The organism is Rhodoferax sp. (genome assembly GCF_028715765.1).
Taxonomy (GTDB): domain Bacteria; phylum Pseudomonadota; class Gammaproteobacteria; order Burkholderiales; family Burkholderiaceae_C; genus Rhodoferax.
The window spans coordinates 31,964-48,207 of sequence record NZ_JAQURE010000013.1 but is presented as its reverse complement, the minus strand read 5'-3'; the positions used below and the strand labels follow the sequence as shown (position 1 = coordinate 48,207).

15 protein-coding genes are annotated in these 16,244 nt (G+C 61.4%); 4 read left to right on the top strand and 11 right to left on the bottom strand.

All coding sequences use genetic code 11. The features are described from left to right. The first annotated feature begins 65 nt into the window (after nucleotides 1–65). The 4 genes from PHT20_RS06685 (at nucleotide 66) to PHT20_RS06670 (ending at nucleotide 4,688) form a co-directional block, all read left to right on the top strand. Nucleotides 66–2,294, top strand: a complete 2,229-nt coding sequence (locus PHT20_RS06685; RefSeq protein ID WP_300083687.1) for an Ig-like domain-containing protein — start codon at nucleotides 66–68, stop codon at nucleotides 2,292–2,294. Between the two features lie 109 nt (nucleotides 2,295–2,403). After that, nucleotides 2,404–3,567: an outer membrane beta-barrel protein gene (locus PHT20_RS06680; protein ID WP_301019927.1), complete on the top strand. Its 1,164-nt coding sequence runs from the start codon at nucleotides 2,404–2,406 to the stop codon at nucleotides 3,565–3,567. Between the two features lie 69 nt (nucleotides 3,568–3,636). Then, nucleotides 3,637–3,951 (top strand): BON domain-containing protein, encoded by a 315-nt coding sequence (locus tag PHT20_RS06675; RefSeq protein ID WP_300083691.1) that lies wholly within the window; start codon nucleotides 3,637–3,639, stop codon nucleotides 3,949–3,951. A gap of 158 nt (nucleotides 3,952–4,109) precedes the next feature. Then, a complete protein-coding gene (locus PHT20_RS06670) occupies nucleotides 4,110–4,688 on the top strand; it encodes a BON domain-containing protein (protein ID WP_301019926.1) in 579 nt (192 codons plus the stop codon). Here PHT20_RS06670 and PHT20_RS06665 read toward each other — a convergent pair. The 11 genes from PHT20_RS06665 to PHT20_RS06615 all read right to left on the bottom strand — a co-directional run bounded on the left by PHT20_RS06665 (nucleotide 4,678) and on the right by PHT20_RS06615 (nucleotide 16,193). Then, nucleotides 4,678–6,402, bottom strand: a complete 1,725-nt coding sequence (locus tag PHT20_RS06665) for an ATP-binding protein (RefSeq protein WP_301019925.1) — start codon at nucleotides 6,400–6,402, stop codon at nucleotides 4,678–4,680. The two genes, PHT20_RS06670 and PHT20_RS06665, sit on opposite strands and share 11 nt — an antisense overlap. A 94-nt stretch (nucleotides 6,403–6,496) precedes the next feature. Beyond that, nucleotides 6,497–6,787, bottom strand: a complete 291-nt coding sequence (locus PHT20_RS06660; RefSeq protein WP_301019924.1) for a hypothetical protein — start codon at nucleotides 6,785–6,787, stop codon at nucleotides 6,497–6,499. 56 nt (nucleotides 6,788–6,843) lie between these two features. Continuing rightward, nucleotides 6,844–7,776 carry an OmpA family protein gene (locus PHT20_RS06655; protein ID WP_301019923.1) on the bottom strand — a complete coding sequence of 311 codons (933 nt, stop codon included), beginning with the start codon at nucleotides 7,774–7,776 and terminating at the stop codon, nucleotides 6,844–6,846. 34 nt (nucleotides 7,777–7,810) lie between these two features. Next, entirely contained in the window at nucleotides 7,811–8,188 is a 378-nt protein-coding gene (locus PHT20_RS06650) for a DUF4398 domain-containing protein (protein WP_301019922.1), read from the bottom strand. A gap of 116 nt (nucleotides 8,189–8,304) precedes the next feature. After that, entirely contained in the window at nucleotides 8,305–9,477 is a 1,173-nt protein-coding gene (locus PHT20_RS06645) for an AI-2E family transporter (RefSeq protein ID WP_301019921.1), read from the bottom strand. Then, on the bottom strand, nucleotides 9,387–9,740 hold the full coding sequence (locus PHT20_RS06640; protein ID WP_300088194.1) for a hypothetical protein: 354 nt from the start codon (nucleotides 9,738–9,740) through the stop codon (nucleotides 9,387–9,389). The genes PHT20_RS06645 and PHT20_RS06640 overlap by 91 nt, the downstream gene beginning before the upstream one ends. 13 nt (nucleotides 9,741–9,753) lie before the next feature. Continuing rightward, nucleotides 9,754–9,918, bottom strand: a complete 165-nt coding sequence (locus PHT20_RS06635) for a DUF1328 domain-containing protein (protein WP_300088196.1) — start codon at nucleotides 9,916–9,918, stop codon at nucleotides 9,754–9,756. A 104-nt stretch (nucleotides 9,919–10,022) separates the two neighbouring features. After that, nucleotides 10,023–12,743 (bottom strand): EAL domain-containing protein, encoded by a 2,721-nt coding sequence (locus tag PHT20_RS06630; protein ID WP_301019920.1) that lies wholly within the window; start codon nucleotides 12,741–12,743, stop codon nucleotides 10,023–10,025. A 34-nt stretch (nucleotides 12,744–12,777) separates the two neighbouring features. Further along, nucleotides 12,778–13,554 carry a sulfite exporter TauE/SafE family protein gene (locus tag PHT20_RS06625; RefSeq protein WP_301019919.1) on the bottom strand — a complete coding sequence of 259 codons (777 nt, stop codon included), beginning with the start codon at nucleotides 13,552–13,554 and terminating at the stop codon, nucleotides 12,778–12,780. 104 nt (nucleotides 13,555–13,658) lie between these two features. Further along, the gene (locus PHT20_RS06620; protein WP_301019918.1) at nucleotides 13,659–14,456 is read right to left on the bottom strand and encodes a general secretion pathway protein GspB; all 798 of its coding nucleotides are present in this window, start codon (nucleotides 14,454–14,456) and stop codon (nucleotides 13,659–13,661) included. Between the two features lie 12 nt (nucleotides 14,457–14,468). Further along, nucleotides 14,469–16,193 carry an AAA family ATPase gene (locus PHT20_RS06615; protein WP_301019917.1) on the bottom strand — a complete coding sequence of 575 codons (1,725 nt, stop codon included), beginning with the start codon at nucleotides 16,191–16,193 and terminating at the stop codon, nucleotides 14,469–14,471. Nucleotides 16,194–16,244: the final 51 nt, after the last annotated feature.

Here is a 16,244-nt window from a genome sequence, read left to right as displayed (position 1 = left end):
GCCCAGGCCAGCAGCCTGCTGCTTGGGCTTTCAAAAGTTTCTGAATTCATCAAAGAGGTAGGCGAATGACAAAAATCAAGACCCGTTCCAAAGTTTTGCCGTGGCTCATCGCCACAGTTTTCGGCATCGGGCTGAGTGCCTGCGGCGGTGGTGGTGGGCAAGCGCCTATTTTGGGCGCTGGCAGCATCAGCCCGGTGATCATCCCGGTGATCAGCGTGCCGCCTACCGTCACAGCCGTGTCGCCGTTGCCCAATGCTACGAATATTGCACTGAATGCCCGTTTGGTCACGGCCACCTTCAGCAAAGCCATGAACGCGGCCACACTGAGTGCTGGCAGCTTCACCCTGGCGTGTCCGGCAGTTACGCCTGTGACAGGTGGCACCGTCAGCTATGTGGCAGCCAGCAAAACCGCCACCCTGACCTTGCCCGTGGGCACATTGTTGCCCGCCAGCACCACCTGCTCAGCCAGCGTCACCACCGCTGCCACCGACAGCACGGGTGTGGCACTGGCCACCCCATTTGGCTGGACATTCACCACAGCCGCAGCGGGCGTGCTTGACACCACACCGCCTACCGTGACCCACACCATTCACGCCAACGGTGCCACCGCTGTGCCAGTGAACACCAAGATAGGTGCCACCTTCAGTGAAGCCATTGACCCGGCCACACTGACGGCGACCAGCTTCACTGTCAAGCAAACCATCAGCGGTGCCACCGTGGCCGGTACGCAAAGCAACAGCAGTGTGAACGCCGTGTTTACGCCAGCCAACCTGCTGGCAGCCAACACCCAATACACCGCAACCTTGACCACCTTGGTGGCTGATTTGGCTGGCAACCCGCTGGCCAGCAACTACGTATGGAGCTGGACAACAGCGCTGGCTGCTGACACCACCGCGCCGCGTGTGGTGAGCACGGTTAACGCCAACAACGCGATCAATGTGCCCGTTAACACCCGCATTGCGGCCACCTTCAGTGAAGCACTCAACCCCTTGACGCTGACCGGCACCAACTTCACCATGAAACAAACCGTCAGCGGTGCAGCGGTGCCAGGTGCAGTCAGTTTTTCTGGGGTGGAAGCGGTGTTTATTCCGGTCAGTCCACTGCTTGCCGCAACGCAGTACACCCTGACCTTCAAAGGCGGTGTGGGTGGCGTGGAAGACTTGGCAGCCAACCCCATGGCGCTTGACTATGCATGGCGTTGGACGACCGCCGCCACAGCCGACACCACCGCGCCGCTGGTCACACAGGTCAACCCTGCTGACTTGGCCACCGGTGTTGTGACCAGCACGGCAGTGAGCGCCACCTTCAACGAAGACATGGACCCCTTGAGCATCAACACGGCCAACTTCACCGTCGCAGGTGTGGTGGGCAGCGTCAGCTACCAAGCAGCCAGCAAAATTGCCACCTTCACACCCGCTGTGGCGCTGACCCCCAACACCACCTACAACGCCACCGTGAACACCGGTGTCACCGACTTGGCAGGCAACCCGCTGGCGCTGAACAAGCAATGGCGCTTTACCACCGCCCTGGTGCCGGTGATCCCACCAGTGATTGCCTTGAACACCGCGGCCGCTTTTGGCACCTTTGGTGGCACTGCGGGCATGACCAACACCGGCACGCTGACGCAAATCAACGGTGACATTGGCACCATCGCCACGGGCACCTCTTCGGTCACGGGTTTTCACGACACACTGGGTGACATCTACACCGAAACGCCGGCCAACATTGGTGCTGTGAATGGCCGCATTTACACCTGTACCAATGCCACCAACGCCGGATTCAATGCGCCCAATTGCGCTATTGCCACCCAAGCTCGGCTGGATGCTCAAACTGCCTACGGAGCCCTGGTGGCCATGCCGGTGGGCGGCGCTAGCCCGGCACCCGGTGCCAACCTGGCGGGTTTGACCTTGCTGCCTGGCACCTATGTGGCACCCGGTGGGTCATTCATGATCCAAGGGGGTAACTTGACGCTGGATGCGCAAGGTGACCCCACCGCCACCTGGGTGTTTCAAATGGCCACCACGCTGACAGTGGGCGGACCTGGGGCAGCCTTTCCGCAAAGCATCATTTTGGCTGGCGGTGCCTTGCCTAAAAACGTGTTCTGGCAAGTGGGCAGCTTTGCCACCATCAATGCGGCCGGTGGCGGCACCATGGTCGGCACCGTCATTGCGCAAGCGGGTGCATCGTTTTCTACCGCGGGCAATGTCAACATCGTGACGCTGGAAGGCCGGGCCTTGTCTTTGGGTGCCTCGGTCACGCTGGTGGACACCGTCATCAACGTGCCCGCACCGTAAACACATCCAACACCCGTTGGCACTTGCATCACAACCCGCCTCAGCCTTGCGTCCGCTTGGCATGGCTGAGGCATCTTCAGAGAACAACATGACACACCACACCTGCACAATGGTCGCAAGCACGGCCAAACTCAGCCTGTTGACACTCGCCCTGATGGCGGCACCCTGGGCCATGGCTCAGGCTGCCACGCCGGGCTGGTACATGGGCGCCAACATCGGCCAGTCACAAGCCACCATTGACGAGGCGCGCATCACCAGCGGCCTGTTGAGCAATGGCTTGGTGGCCGGCCCGATCAACCCGACCGACCGCGACCGCAGCTTCAGGCTGCTGGGCGGCTACCAATTCAACCGAAATTTTGCGGTCGAAGGCGGCTACTTTGACCTGGGGCAATTCGGCTTTACCACCCCAACCACCCCGTTGGGCACACTCAATGGCAGCATCCGACTCAAGGGCGTGAACCTGGACGCGCTGGGCATCTTGCCCATCACCGACAAGTTCTCAGCCTTTGGCCGGCTGGGGCTGACCCATACCCAAGCCAGCGACACCTTTGTGGGCACCGGCGCAGTCAATGTGCTCAACCCCAACCCCAGCACCCGAGGCACCAACCTCAAAGTGGGTTTGGGCTTGCAGTATGCACTGACCGACGCGTTAAGCCTGCGCACTGAAATTGAACGCTACCGCATTGACGATGCCGTGGGCAACAAGGGCGATGTCGATGTGGTCTCGGTCGGGCTGGTGTACCGCTTCGGTGCGCCTGCGCCCACCCCTGCGCCGCAACCAGTGGCGCGTGCCGATGTGCCAGAACCGGTAGCGCAGCCCGCAGCGCCAGCACCGGTGGCCGTGGTTGTACCCGTGCCTGTGCCCACCCCGGCGCCTGTGCCTGTGGTGCCAGTCAAGGTCACCCTCTCGGCTGATTCGCTGTTTGACTTTGACAACGCGGCGGTCAAACCCGCTGGCCGCCTGGCGCTGGACCAGCTGGCCAACGACCTGCGTGGCGTTGACTACGACGTGATTCATGTCACCGGCCACACCGACCGCATTGGCGCAAAGGCTTACAACCAAAAGCTCTCCACCCGTCGGGCTGAGGCCGTGAACGCTTACCTGGTGCAGTCTGGCGGCATACCCGCGCACAAGATCATGGCGCAAGGTGTCAATGGTTCAGACCCGGTCACCCATCCCGGCGACTGCCTTGGCAAGCAAGCCACCCCGGCCTTGATTGCCTGTTTACAACCCGACCGCCGGGTCGACATTGAAGTCACTGGCAAGCGCTAAGCGCTCGTCCTGCAGATACAGCCCATCGGTGGTGGGGCTTTCACCATCAACAACCCTTGGAGATTCATCATGAACATCAAAACCCTTCTGACTGCCGCCATGCTGGCTGCCACCCTGCTCACCACCGCCGGCTGTGCCGTAGGTCGTGGCCAGGAAACTGTGGGCGCTTACGTGGACGACGCGGGCATCACCACGTTGGTCAAATCGCGCATGGCCGAGAGCAAATTGGTCAGCGCAGCTGCCATCAGTGTGGAAACCCTTAACGGCGTTGTCATGTTGTCTGGCTTCGCCAAAAACAGCACTGAAAAAGCCACCGCAGAGAGCATTGCACGCGGGGTGAACAATGTGCGCTCGGTGCGCAACGAAATCGCTGTGCGTCCTTGACGCTTAAATCAGCCCACCACCCGCTCGCCCCACCATGGCGACACCACTCGACCTGAAAGTGTGAAGCCCCGTGATCTGCCTATCGGATCACGGGGCTTCGCCATCTGCGCCGCAGCCGAAGGCCGCATGATTTTTTAACCCAATGGAGATTTACTTTGATGAACCCCTCTTTTACCCAACGCATTTTGTTGACTTCCATGGCCGGGCTGATGGCCTTGACTGTGGTGGCCTGCAGCAAGACAGATGATGTCGCTGCCCAACCTGTTCCCAGCACCACGGTCGGCACTGAAGTTGACGACACGCTGCTGACCACGCATGTCAAAACCGCCTTGATGGACAACATGGAAATCAAGGGTTTCGATTTCAAGGTTGAAACCCGCAAAGGCGAGGTGATGCTCAGTGGCTTTGCTGACAACCGGTCTCAAATTGAGCTGGCTGTCAACATCACCCGCGCCATACCCGGTGTGAAATCGGTCAACAACAACGTCAGCCTGAAAGACGGTGCCACCACCTTGGGCACCAAGCTGGATGACGGCATCACCACCACCAGGCTCAAAGCTGCGTTGATGGCGGACACCACTGTCAAAAGCGCCGACATTGCCGTGGTCACGCGCGACGGCCATGTTCAGCTCAGTGGTTTTGTAGACAACCAGGCACAAATTGACCGGGCGCTGGAAGTGGCGCGCAGCGTCGAAGGCGTGACCCAGGTCGGCAACGAGATGACCCTCAAGAAATAGATCGCGAATAGACCGTGGCCAGTTCAATTCCCTGGGCAATCGCTTGCAGGCATTCGTTCACCCGAATTGGTTTGGTCAGGTAGCGGTAAAAGCCAGCGGCCAGGCCGGCTTCTATGTCGCGCGGCATGGCATTGGCGCTCAAGGCCAGCACCGGTATGTGCGCGGTGCGGGGGTCGGCTCGCAGCATGTGCAAGGCTTGCACGCCGCTGATGCCGGGCAGATTGATGTCCATCAAAATCAAATCTGGCAGGTGGGCGCGTGCCATGGCTATGCCGCGCACCGCGTCGGGTGCGCCCAGCAGCCGCAGGTCGCTCTGGCGCGCCACCAGTTGCACCATCAACTCCAGGTTGGCACGGTTATCTTCCACATACAGCAGGGTGTGCATGGGCGTGTGAAGTGGCTCAGGCAAGGTGGCCTGGGCACGGTCTTGTGGGCTGCTGGGCAACCACTGGGGGGCGGCGGCCAGATCAAGTTCAAACCAAAAGACGCTACCCAGCCCCAGCGTGCTGTGAACCCCAATCTCGCCCTGCATCAATTCCATCAAACGGCGGCAAACCACCAGCCCAATGCCGGTGCCCTCTTCGCTGCCAGATTCTTGCCCCAGCCGGTTGAACGACTGAAACAACTGCGCCAATTTCTCCGCCGGCAGCCCTTCACCGCTGTCGCGCACACTCACCCGCATTCGCCCGGCGGCGGTGCGCTGGGTGCTGACGGTGGCGGTGCCGTTGGCTTTGTTGTACTTGATGGCGTTGGAGAGCAGGTTGATCAGCACCTGTTTGAGCCGGGTGCGGTCGGCACTGACAAAGCAGTCAGGGTCAACCGCTTCAAACTGCAGCGTGACCCCTCTTTGCTGCGCCTGCGCGGCCATCATGGCTTCACAGTCTTGCAACACATCGTGCAACGACGTGGGTTCGAGTGAGAGCGACAAACGCCCTGACTCGATCAACGCCAGGTCAAGAATTTCATTGATCAACTCCAGCAAATACCAGCCCGCCTTGAGAATTTGGTTCACGCTGGCGCGTTGCGCCGGTGTCAGCTCAGGCCGGCCAGACTCCAGCAACTGACCAAACCCCAAAATGGCATTCAGGGGCGAACGCAGTTCGTGGCTCATGCTGGACAAAAAATCTGATTTGCCCTGGTTGGCCACCTCGGCCGCCTGGCGGGCATTTTCAAGCTCCAGATTTTTTTTCAGCAGCACGTTTTCAAGCCGCACCCGCTCGGCCTCAATCTGCTTGCGTGCGGTGTTGTCGGTGCCAGTGAGCAGGTAGCCAATGATGTCGTCTTGCGCGTCGCGCAGCGCCGTGACTGACACCACTACCGGCAGGCGGCTGCGGTCTTTGCGGATGTAGGTCAGCTCATAAATGTCTTCTATGCCGCGCGAGGCTTTGAACGCCAGCGCCTCAAAGCCAGGGGTAATGGGGGTGCCAAGCTCCTGCGTCAAGGTCTGGGCGCGGTCGACCACCTCTTGCGGGTCGGACATGTCAGCGGGCGTGATTTTGTCCACCACGTCGGCGGCGGCATAGCCCAGCATGCGCTCGGCACCCAGATTGAAAATCTGGATCACACCTTTGGCGTCGGTGGCCATGATGGAAAAATTGGCGCTGTTCAGAATGGCTTGCTGCAGCGCGCCGGTTTGGAGCAGCGCCAATCGGTTATGCACCGACTGTGCCGTGGGGCTGAAAAAAGATGGGGACGGCAGGGGTGTGGAGGGCATGGGCTTGGGCAATTTCCGTCAAAGTGGCTCAGGGCAAACGGAAAATCCCGCAGTAAGAACTGATGCAATAGGCTTTATACGCCTAATCAGCCCATCAGAGCTGTGACTTGAAGTATTTGAATGAATGGCTAAAGGCATCACGCACTTTGTCCATTTCTGCCACCATGCTGTCCCAGGTGTCTTCGCCAGCGAGTTTGATCTCTTCAAACTTGGCCACCGCCAGCTTGGACTGGTGGCGCAGTTTGCGCATTTCTTCAAGGTAAGCGGCGCGCGCATCGCCTTTGGCCTCTTCGGCTTTGATTTCAATGGCATTGAGCTTGACGTTGAGGTCGTCCAGCTGTGTTTTCATGGCATCGATGTAGCTGTGGTGAGGGGTGGTGGTCATGGTGAATACTCCAGGTTTTAAAAAAGTGTCAGGGTGTGTGCGAACGGGTTGGGTCATCAGCGTGCCAACAGTTTGCCGGTATCGTCCGACAAAATAATTTCCACGCGCCGGTTCAATTGCCGGTGTGCCGCGCTGTCGTTGGCGGCCACCGGGTGGGACTCGCCGTAGCCACGCATGGCAATGCGGTTGGGGGCAATGCCCAGGTCTTGCAGGGCACTTTGCACCGCTTGGGCGCGCCGCTCTGACAAGGCTTGGTTGTGTTCGGCGGTGCCAGTGCTGTCGGTAAAGCCTTCTACCAGCACATTGCGTTGCGGGTTTTGCTGCAGCACATCTGCCAGTTTTTGCGCGCTGCGAATGCCCTGTGCATTAAGCCGAGCCAGGTCGGTACCAAACATCACATCGCCCAGGGTGATGATGATGCCACGGGCGGTTTTTTGTGCTGCCAGATCATTCAATTGAGCTTGCAGTTGCGCTGCCCGGACATTGGCCTCTTGCACTTGGCGCTGAGCCAGGGCGGCATCGGCTTGAGCCATATCGGTTTCGCGCTGAGCTTGTGCGGCGTTGCTTTGAGCCACTGCGGCGGTTTGCTTGGCGCGCTCTGCACTCAGGTGGGCGGCGTTGGCTTCATTGGTGCGCTGATCCAGCCGTATTTGGTCACGAACCCGGCCTGCTTCTGCCACGTCAGACTCCGCGGCCTTGCGCTTGGCGACCTCTTGCGTGAGCGCAATTTTTTGCTTGGCCAGGTAGGCCAGTTTGTCAATGTTGGCGGCGCTGCCGTTGTCTTGGGCCACTTGGTTGGCCTGGCTCAGCGCCGCACCCGCTTGACTCAGTTCCAGCGCGGCGTAGCGCGACACAGTGGGGTCGTTCTGCGCTTGTTGGTAGTCGCTGCGCGTTTGGTCAAGCAGCGTGGTGCTGGTGGGCAAGCTGCTGCAGGCACCCAGCAAGACGGCAATGGCCAACAGCACTGGGGTGGTGTGAATGTGTTTCATGGGGGCAATCTAAAAAAATGGAATAAGGGTTGGCTCAATGGTTGTTGCGTTCAAGTTCTTCGCGCAGCACCCGGATGTCGTCTTGCAGCGCATCTGCAGCAGCTTGCGCTTTGGCTGAGTTGGCCATGCTTTGCGCCAGTTTGGCATCGGCCTGGGCTTGGGCGGCCAGGTCCATGGCTTGCTTGTAATTTTTGCCAGCCATGGCCTGGTTGGCCAGCGCCAATTTGCTGCGAGCAGCGGCCATTTCAACCGGCGCAAACTCTGCGCCATCGGCACGGGCAGCGTTGTCCACGGCGGCTTTGGAGACCGCCACATCTGCCGTGGCAGGGGTTTTGAGGCTGGTGCAGCCGCTGGCCAGCACCAGTGCCGCTGTGCATACTGCCCAAACCCAGGGTTTTAAAACTTTCTTCATGACTTGCCTCTGGTAAAGATCACATCAAACGCAAAATGACTTTTGATGTCTGCGTTTGTAAAACCTTCGGCGGGCGTGGTCTGTGCGCTACTGCACATAGGACGCAAACGGTGCGCTCACGCCAGCGGGTTGCGGGTGATGAGGTGGATGTGCCACACCGCCATGAACATGGCCGCAATCACTGGCCCGAGCACAAAGCCATTGATGCCAAACACCGCCATGCCACCCAGCGTGGTGATCATCACCACATAGTCTGGCATGCGAGTGTCTTTGCCTACCAAAATGGGACGCAGCAAGTTGTCTACCAAGCCAATCACCAGCACCCCATAAGCCGTGAGTCCGAGCGCTTTGCCAAACTCTTCCAGCAGAAAAAAGTAGGCCGCCACTGGCACCCACACCAAGCCTGCGCCAATGGCCGGCAGCAACGACAAAAATGCCATCAGCACTGCCCAGATCACCGCCCCACTGACGCCCAAATACCAAAACCCAAGGCCACCCAAAGCCCCCTGAATGGCTGCCACCAACAGGTTGCCTTTGACCGTGGCACGAATCACCGTGACAAATTTCTCCAGCAGCACTTGCTTGTGGTGCGTGGCCAAAGGCACTGCTTGCCACAGCGAGCGCAACACCGCGTTGCCGTCGCGGATCAGAAAAAACGCCAAATACACGGTGATGAACACACTGGCCACAAACTCAAAAGTGCTTTGCCCCATGATCAAGGTCTGGCCGGCAATGTATTGCGTGCCCTGCGTGAGTGCGGCCGTCAGGCGGCGCTGCAAGGTGTTGAAGCTCACCAGCCCAAACCGATCCAGCACCGCGGTGATCCAGTTCGGCAGGGCGTCAAACAGTTTGCGGAAATACACCGCCGGTTTGAGCTCGCCGCTCTCCATCATCTGCACCACACCCAGCGCTTCTTGCGCCAGCGCTGCGGCCAACAAAGCCAGGGGCAGCACCAACAGCACCAGCACCAACAGCAGCGTGAGCCCCGCTGCAAGATTGCTGCGGTGGCTGACGCGCGGCAGCAGCCAGCGGTACAGCGGGGTAAACAGCAGCGCAATGATGGCCGCCCACAAAATGGCACCAAAAAATGGCAGCAAGATGGCACCCAGCCCAAGCGATGCCGCCAGCATCAGCACGGGCAGGGCGCGGTTTTCCCGCGGCGTGGGTGGGGCAGGTGGGGGCATCACTTGGGTCACCGTCACCGGGGCGGTGCCAGGTGTGCCATGGCGGCCGCCAGCAGCTGCGGCCGGGTGGCAGCCCACCAAAGAGCGGCGCCGCTCCAGCGCCACGGCCGCACCACCACCAGCCCAGCGCCCAGTGCCGCCGCAGCAGCCACCAAACGGTAGGGGTGACGCTGCGCCAGTGGCGCCAACAGTGTGGTAGATGCCTGCCACAGCACAGACCCCGCCAGCCCCAGCAGCAGCGGTGCGCTTGCGCCCGCTGCAGAGGGCTCATGGCGTGGCTGATGGGGCGCACCGGCTGAGGCACCCACGGGTGCCAGCGCCAGTCGGATTTTTTCGCGCGAGGCGCTTAATTGTTCGGTGGCAGTCATGTGATCCGAACGCTCAGCGGCCTTTGAGGAAGCCCAACAACAAGCTGAGCACAGCCAACACAATGAACACAAAAAACAGTGTTTTGGCAATGCTGACCGCGCCCGCGGCTATGCCGCCAAACCCAAACAGCGCAGCCACCAGGGCAATGACAAAAAAGACAACAGCGTAATGCAGCATGGCAACCATCCTTGAAACAGGCACCCGGCAACCAGCGCTGCCAACACAGCAACGCCCAGCACAGGCACTGCAGCTTACGTGCCGAAAGCCGCAAAGTCTGTGCGCTAGCTAACAGTCCAGCAGTCGGGGGCGTGCCACTGGGTCAGCCAGTGCGGCACTTCTTCAGCGGGCATGGCATGGGCAATGGCGAAGCCTTGGCCAAACGGACAGCCCGCAGCAATCAGGGCGCAGCCATGCGCCTGGGTTTCCACACCTTCGGCCAAGGCGCGGCGGTCAAAGTTGCGTGCCAAGTCCAGCACGCTGTTGACAATGGCCGCGTGCTGCGGGTCGTCCAACATGCCGCGCACAAAGCTCTGGTCAATTTTGATGGTGCGCGCCGGCAACTGCTTCAAAAACGTGAGCGATGAGAAGCCGGTGCCAAAGTCGTCCAGCGCGCATTCAAAGCCCAAGCGCTGCAACTGCTGCACCAAGGCTGACACATGCGCCATGTTTTCCATGGCACCGGTTTCCAAAATCTCCAGCTCCAGCTGCTGTGGCGCCACCGTGGCGGCGGCGCCCAGCTGGCGCTGCAGGCGGTCGGCAAAGTCGGGGTCGTGCAGCTGCTGGCTGTCAATGTTGACGCTCACCATGGTGTGCAGCCCGGCGGCGTTCCAGCGCGCCAGCTGCGCCAAGGCGGTGACGATGACCCAGTTGCCCAGGGTGATGGCCATCGGTTGCTGATCCAGCGCAGGAATGAACTGCCCGGGCAGCAGCAAGCCGCGGCTGGGGTGCTGCCAGCGAATCAGCGCCTCAAAGCCAATGACTTCGCCGCTGGTCAAGTTCACTTTGGGCTGGTAATGCAGTACAAATTCCTGGTTCAGCAGGCCACGGCGAATCTCGTCGAGACGTAAAAATTGGGCGCGTGTGCTCTCGTCGTTGATCGGGTCAAACAGGTGAAAGCGGTTTTTGCCTGCCAGTTTGGCCAGGTACATGGCTTGGTCGGCTTGGCGCAACAGCTGCTCGGCATCCATTTTTTCTGACTGCGGAAACAGCGTTAGCCCCACGCTGGCAGTCACATGCAGCTGCACATTGGGTAGCTTCAGGCGGCTTGACACGGCTGCCAGCAGGGCTTTGACCGGCGCTTCAAAGGCGCGCGGTTGCAGCAGTGGCGCCAGCACCAGGGCAAATTCGTCGCCGCCAATGTGCGCCACCTGCGCCACCGGCGCACCCAACCCCAGCAGTTGCTGGCTGATGTGCAGCAGCACCTGGTTACCCACCTCGCGGCCATGCTGGTCATTGATGGCGCTCAAGCCGTCCAGGTCCAGGTAGCACACCGCCAGCTGTTGGTGCGCCGCGCCAATGACTTGCATGGCTTGCGTGAGCTGGCTCACAAACAGCTTGCGGTTGGGCAAGCCGGTGAGGGCATCGTGGTGCGACAGGTGCTCAATTTGCTCGCGGTGGGTTTTTTGCGCGCTGATGTCAATGCTGATGCCGGCCACGCGCAGTGGCTGCTGGGCGGCGTCGCGCTGCACGATGCGCCCCAGGGTGTGGCACCAGACCCAATGGCCGTCTTTGTGGCGCAGACGCAGCTCGGCATTGAAACTGGGCGTCTGCCCCTGCAAGTGGCGCTGCATCAGCTGCTGCTGGGCGGCGCGGTCGTCTGGGTGTATCCAGCTTTGGTACATGGCGTATGCGCCGGTCATGGTGCCGCGTGCGTCAAACCCCAGTATGTGGGCAAAACGGTCGTCATAACGCACTTGGGCCGCTGCCAGGTCCAGCTCCCAGGTGCCCGCTTGCACCGCGTCCATGGTGTTTTGCAGCCGCAGGCGTTCACCTTCCAGGGCGGCACGGGCGGCTTCGCGCTCGCTCACATCAGTGAAGATGGTCAAGGCACTGAGGTTGCCATCAAGCTCAATGGCCGCGCACTCCACCTGAGCCAAAAAGCTGCGCCCACCGTGGCAGTTCACCGGCAGGATGTGCGCCGGGTGGCAATGTGTGTGGTCAATGCCTTGCAGGTCTGCCAGCAGCATGCCCAGGTGCTGTGGCGGGTGAATGTCTTTGGGGCCCATGGCCAGCAGTTGGTCGCGGCTGTAGCCCAGCATTTGGCAAAACCAGGGGTTGACAAAGGCAAAGTTCTGGCTCACGGGGTCAATCACGGCCAGGCCGGCGGGCAGGGCGTCGATGATTTTGCTCAGGGTCTTCTCAAACTGCGAGCCACCGGGCTGGCCATCTGTGGCGTGCGCTAGCAGCTGGTGCCAGCGTGCCTGGGCTTCTTGCAGCGCCTGCTCGGCGCGCTGGCGTGCCAGCTTTTCGTGCATCAAGATCAGCGCTTGCGACGACAGGGTTTGGTACATGCCCAGCACGGTCTGGATCAGGGTGGCGGTGGCACCCTGCATGTGGGCATCGGCCTGGGCGTGCGCCTGTGCCACCGTAGCGCCTTCACCAATGGCTTTGAGCGCCAGCGACATGCGCTTGTCGTTGTCCAAAATATGGTAGGCCAGCCAGCGGATCAGGTAGGAAAACAGGTCGTCTAGCACGGCTTGAAACGGCCGCTGGCCAGACTGCAGCGTTTGAATGTGGGTAAAGAAATGCTGGTGCGTGACCTTGTGTTTGATCAACCAGCTGTCACCGTCCAGGCCGGTCTGCCAAATGCCTTCTTCGGTCTCAAAATGGTAGTGCGCGTAGTCGGCCAGTTCGGTCAAGATGGCGTAAACCTCGGTCTGCGTGGCGCCTTGCACATGTTGCTGCGCCAGCCGGTTGATCAGCGCCACCAGCTTGCGGTGCTGCTCGTCAATCAGGTCGATGCCGGTTTCGAGGTTGCTGTTCCAGGGGAAGATTTCAAACATGTGGTGCTTTCATTTTTCTCAATGGCCATGCTTCTCAATGGCCATGCCCTTGCCGTGCAAAAAACACCGCGCTCATCACCAGCCCGGTGGCGATCACACCCCAGCGCACCCACTGCACCGGCAGCCGCTTGGACCAGCGGGCGCCATAAAAGCCGCCGGCCGTGGCCGCCAGCATCATCAGTACACCGGGGCGCCAGGCAATGGCACCGGCCAGCACAAACGCCGCCACGGAGAGCCATGAGAGCACCAGCGAGTTGAGGTTTTTCAGCGCATTGGCGCGGTGTATGTGGCGCTCGCCCGTGGCACTGTAGAGCGCCATCAGCAAAATGCCCAAGCCGCCGTTGAAATAGCCGCCGTAAATGCAAGTCAACAGCAGCCCCGGCTCGCGCCAGCGTGCCAGCTGGGCGTCGCCGGGTGCCATGCGGGCTGCACGTTGGGCAATGTAGGGGCCGGCAGCAAACAGCGCGGTGGCAAACAGCAGTAGCCAGGGCACGATGCCGGTGAACACCTGTGCCGGTGTCACCAGCAGCAGCAGCGCTCCGGCCACGCCGCCCAGCGCGGCAATGGCCATTTCACGCTTGAGGCGCCGGGGCGGCAAGGCACGCAGCTCGGGCTTGAAGCCCAGCGTGCTGCCCAGGTACCCCGGGCTGACCGCCAAGGCACTGGTGGCGTTGGCCATGATCGGCGGCACGCCGGTGAAGATCAGCGCGGGCAGGGTCAAAAAACTGCCGCCACCGGCAATGGCGTTGAGCACCCCGGCGGCAAAGGCAGCCGCAAACAGCAGCATTGAGGAGGCTAAAACATCAGGCATGGGGCGATTGTGACTTGGATTTTGCCGTGATTGGCGGCTGAATTTATATGAAAAAACATGCTCTAGAGCTTATGAATAAAGCATAAGTAGCTATCAATTAAATATCAATGTGGCACGCTGAAGCGGGTGCCCTGGTAATTGAACACCGAGGCGTTGGGGCGGATTTCTTCCAGCGTCAAGCCTTGCGCCACGGGGCTGCCTTGCGGCAGCACCAGGTTGTTGACCAGCAGCAAGCGCTGGCTGGGCGTGGCCGAGTACACGCTGCCGGTGATGGTGAGTGGGGGGATCTGACGGCGCACTTGTTCCGGCAGGGCGGCGAGCGCGGGCACGGCTGCAGGTGCTGCGGCCTTGGGGCTGGCGTCTGCGGCTGTGCCAGCGGTTTTGTCAGCGGTCTGGTTGGTGGGCTTTGCTTTGGTTGTGGGTTTTGCTGTGGTTTCAGCCTTGGTTTTAGCCGTGGGCGCAGACGCAGCTGCTGGTGTGGGTGCTAGTGCAGTTGCTTTTGCTGTGGGTGCAGGCGTGGGTTTGGGTGCTTTTACCGTGGCGCTAGGTTGTGGCGCTGGTGCGGGTTCGGCTACCGCTGGTGCTGGGGCAGCCGCAGGGCGGGGCTGCGGGTTGGCCGCCGCTGGTGTCGTGGCTGTGCTTGCAGCCACGGTGGGAGCGGTGGCCACGGTGTCCATGTGCGCTGGCACGTTGGTGGCAGCCAGGCTGCGCCAGCCCCACCAGCCCAAGCCCGCTGCGACCGCCATCAGCGCCACCCCCAGCACCAGCCAACCCGGTGCGCGTGGTGCAGTGACCAACGGGGCGGCGCTGATGCCGGGCAAGGGTTGGCTGGCCAAGCCGGGCACGCTGGCGCGCGCACGTTGCGCCTGGGCGCGTTGGAGGGCATCAAGAATGTAGGACATGGTGTTGGCAGGTTAAGGTTTGGCCGCCGCAGGCGGGGAGGCAAGCAGGCGCTGCGGGCTTAAGCCCAGCTCGCGTTCGATCTGCATCAGCGTCCAGGCGCCGGGCCAGCCATCGGGCTTGAGGCCGTGCACTTGCTGGAAGGCAATCACGCGCCGGCGCAGTGCGGCATCCAGCACCGCAACTGGGGCTTGGCTGCCTTCTGCGGCTGGCTGACGGCCTTCAAGCTGGTCAAGCTGGTGCGCCAGTTGCTCGATGACTGGCCCCCGGCTGCCGTCTTTGAGCTGTGGGTCAAACCCTTCCGGCGGTTGCCACAGGGTGGCAAAGTCGCCTTGCCACAGCAGGCTCAAGTCGATCAGCGCCAGCGTGACGGTTTGGCCGTTCAGCCGCAGGCTGGCTTGCTCGGTGGTCAAACCGGTCAGCACAGCCAACACCGGCGCGGCGCTGCCGGTTTGCAGGGTCAGCACCCCTGGGCGACCCAGCTCACGCACCTGCTGCAGCGTCAGCCCCTTGGCCTGATGGCATGACCAGCCCTGTTGTGCCACGGCTTCACAGCTGTCAGCCGCTGCGGGCAGAGGCCACAGCTGTGCCAGGTCACGCCAAGCCTGCGCCGGGGGCTGCGCCCAAGCCGACCACTGCGCCTGCAGCTGATCTGCGGTGAGGCGCTGGGGTGGTGTGGCTGGCGCGCGGTCAGCCGGTGCAGCCAGGGCGCTTGGGCTTGACACCGGGGGAGTCGCTGGGGTGGCCTGCGCAGGCGATATGGCTGCAGGGTTGGCTGCCACGCGTGGTGCTAGAGCGCGGTTTGAGCCCAGCCACCAGGCACTTGCAATAGCTATCAATACCAAAGCACCTAGCGCAATATCCATAAGCGCTACAGGCAGAAAATGCTTGTTTTTTGATGCCTCGCCAAAGGCCTCAGCAGCAGCCTTGTTGACCACCGTCACCGTGACCCGCGACAAGCCGGTGGCCCACGCCCCCAGCAAGGCGCGCCCGCACAGCAGGTTGATGCGCCGCGGCACGCCGCCGGTGAGCTGGTGAATGCGTTGCAGCGCGCGTGGCTCAAACGGCAGCGCGCCGGTGTGGCCAGCCACCACCAGGCGGTGCGCAATGTAGTGCGTTGTTTCGGTGGCGTTGAGCGCATCCAGGTGAAAGCGCGCCACCACCCGCTGCGCCAGTTGCTCCAGCTGCGGCTGGGCCAGCAGGGTGCGCAGTTCAGGCTGGCCAATCAGCACAATTTGCAGCAGCTTGCGCTCGGCGGTTTCCAGGTTGGTCAGCAGGCGCAGTTGTTCCAGCACCTCGCTGCTGAGGTTTTGCGCTTCGTCAATGATCAGCACACTGCGTTCGCTGGCGCTGTGCGCTTGCAGCAAAAAGGCGTTGAGCGCGTCAATGTGCTGTTTCAGCGTGGGAGCCGTGCCGCTGCTGGGGTGGATGTGAAACTCTTCGCACACCGACTGCAGCAGCTCAGGCACGGTGAGCTTGGGGTTGAAGATGTAGGCCACATGGCAGCCGGGCGGAATCTGTGCCAAAAAACAGCGGCAAATGGTGGTTTTGCCAGCCCCAATGTCGCCCGTGAGCAGCACAAAACCGCCCCCCGAGCCGCCCGCGGCACCCTGCGGCTCGGCCACACCGTAAAGCAGGTGCGCCAGCGCCTCGCGATGGCGCTCGCTCATGAACAAAAAATGCGGGTCGGGCGCCATCGAGAACGGGTCTTGGCTCAGACCAAACTGCTGGGTATACATGCCAAATAGGCCTCTGGTGCTTATGGATAGTGCGTGAACAGCTATAAAAAT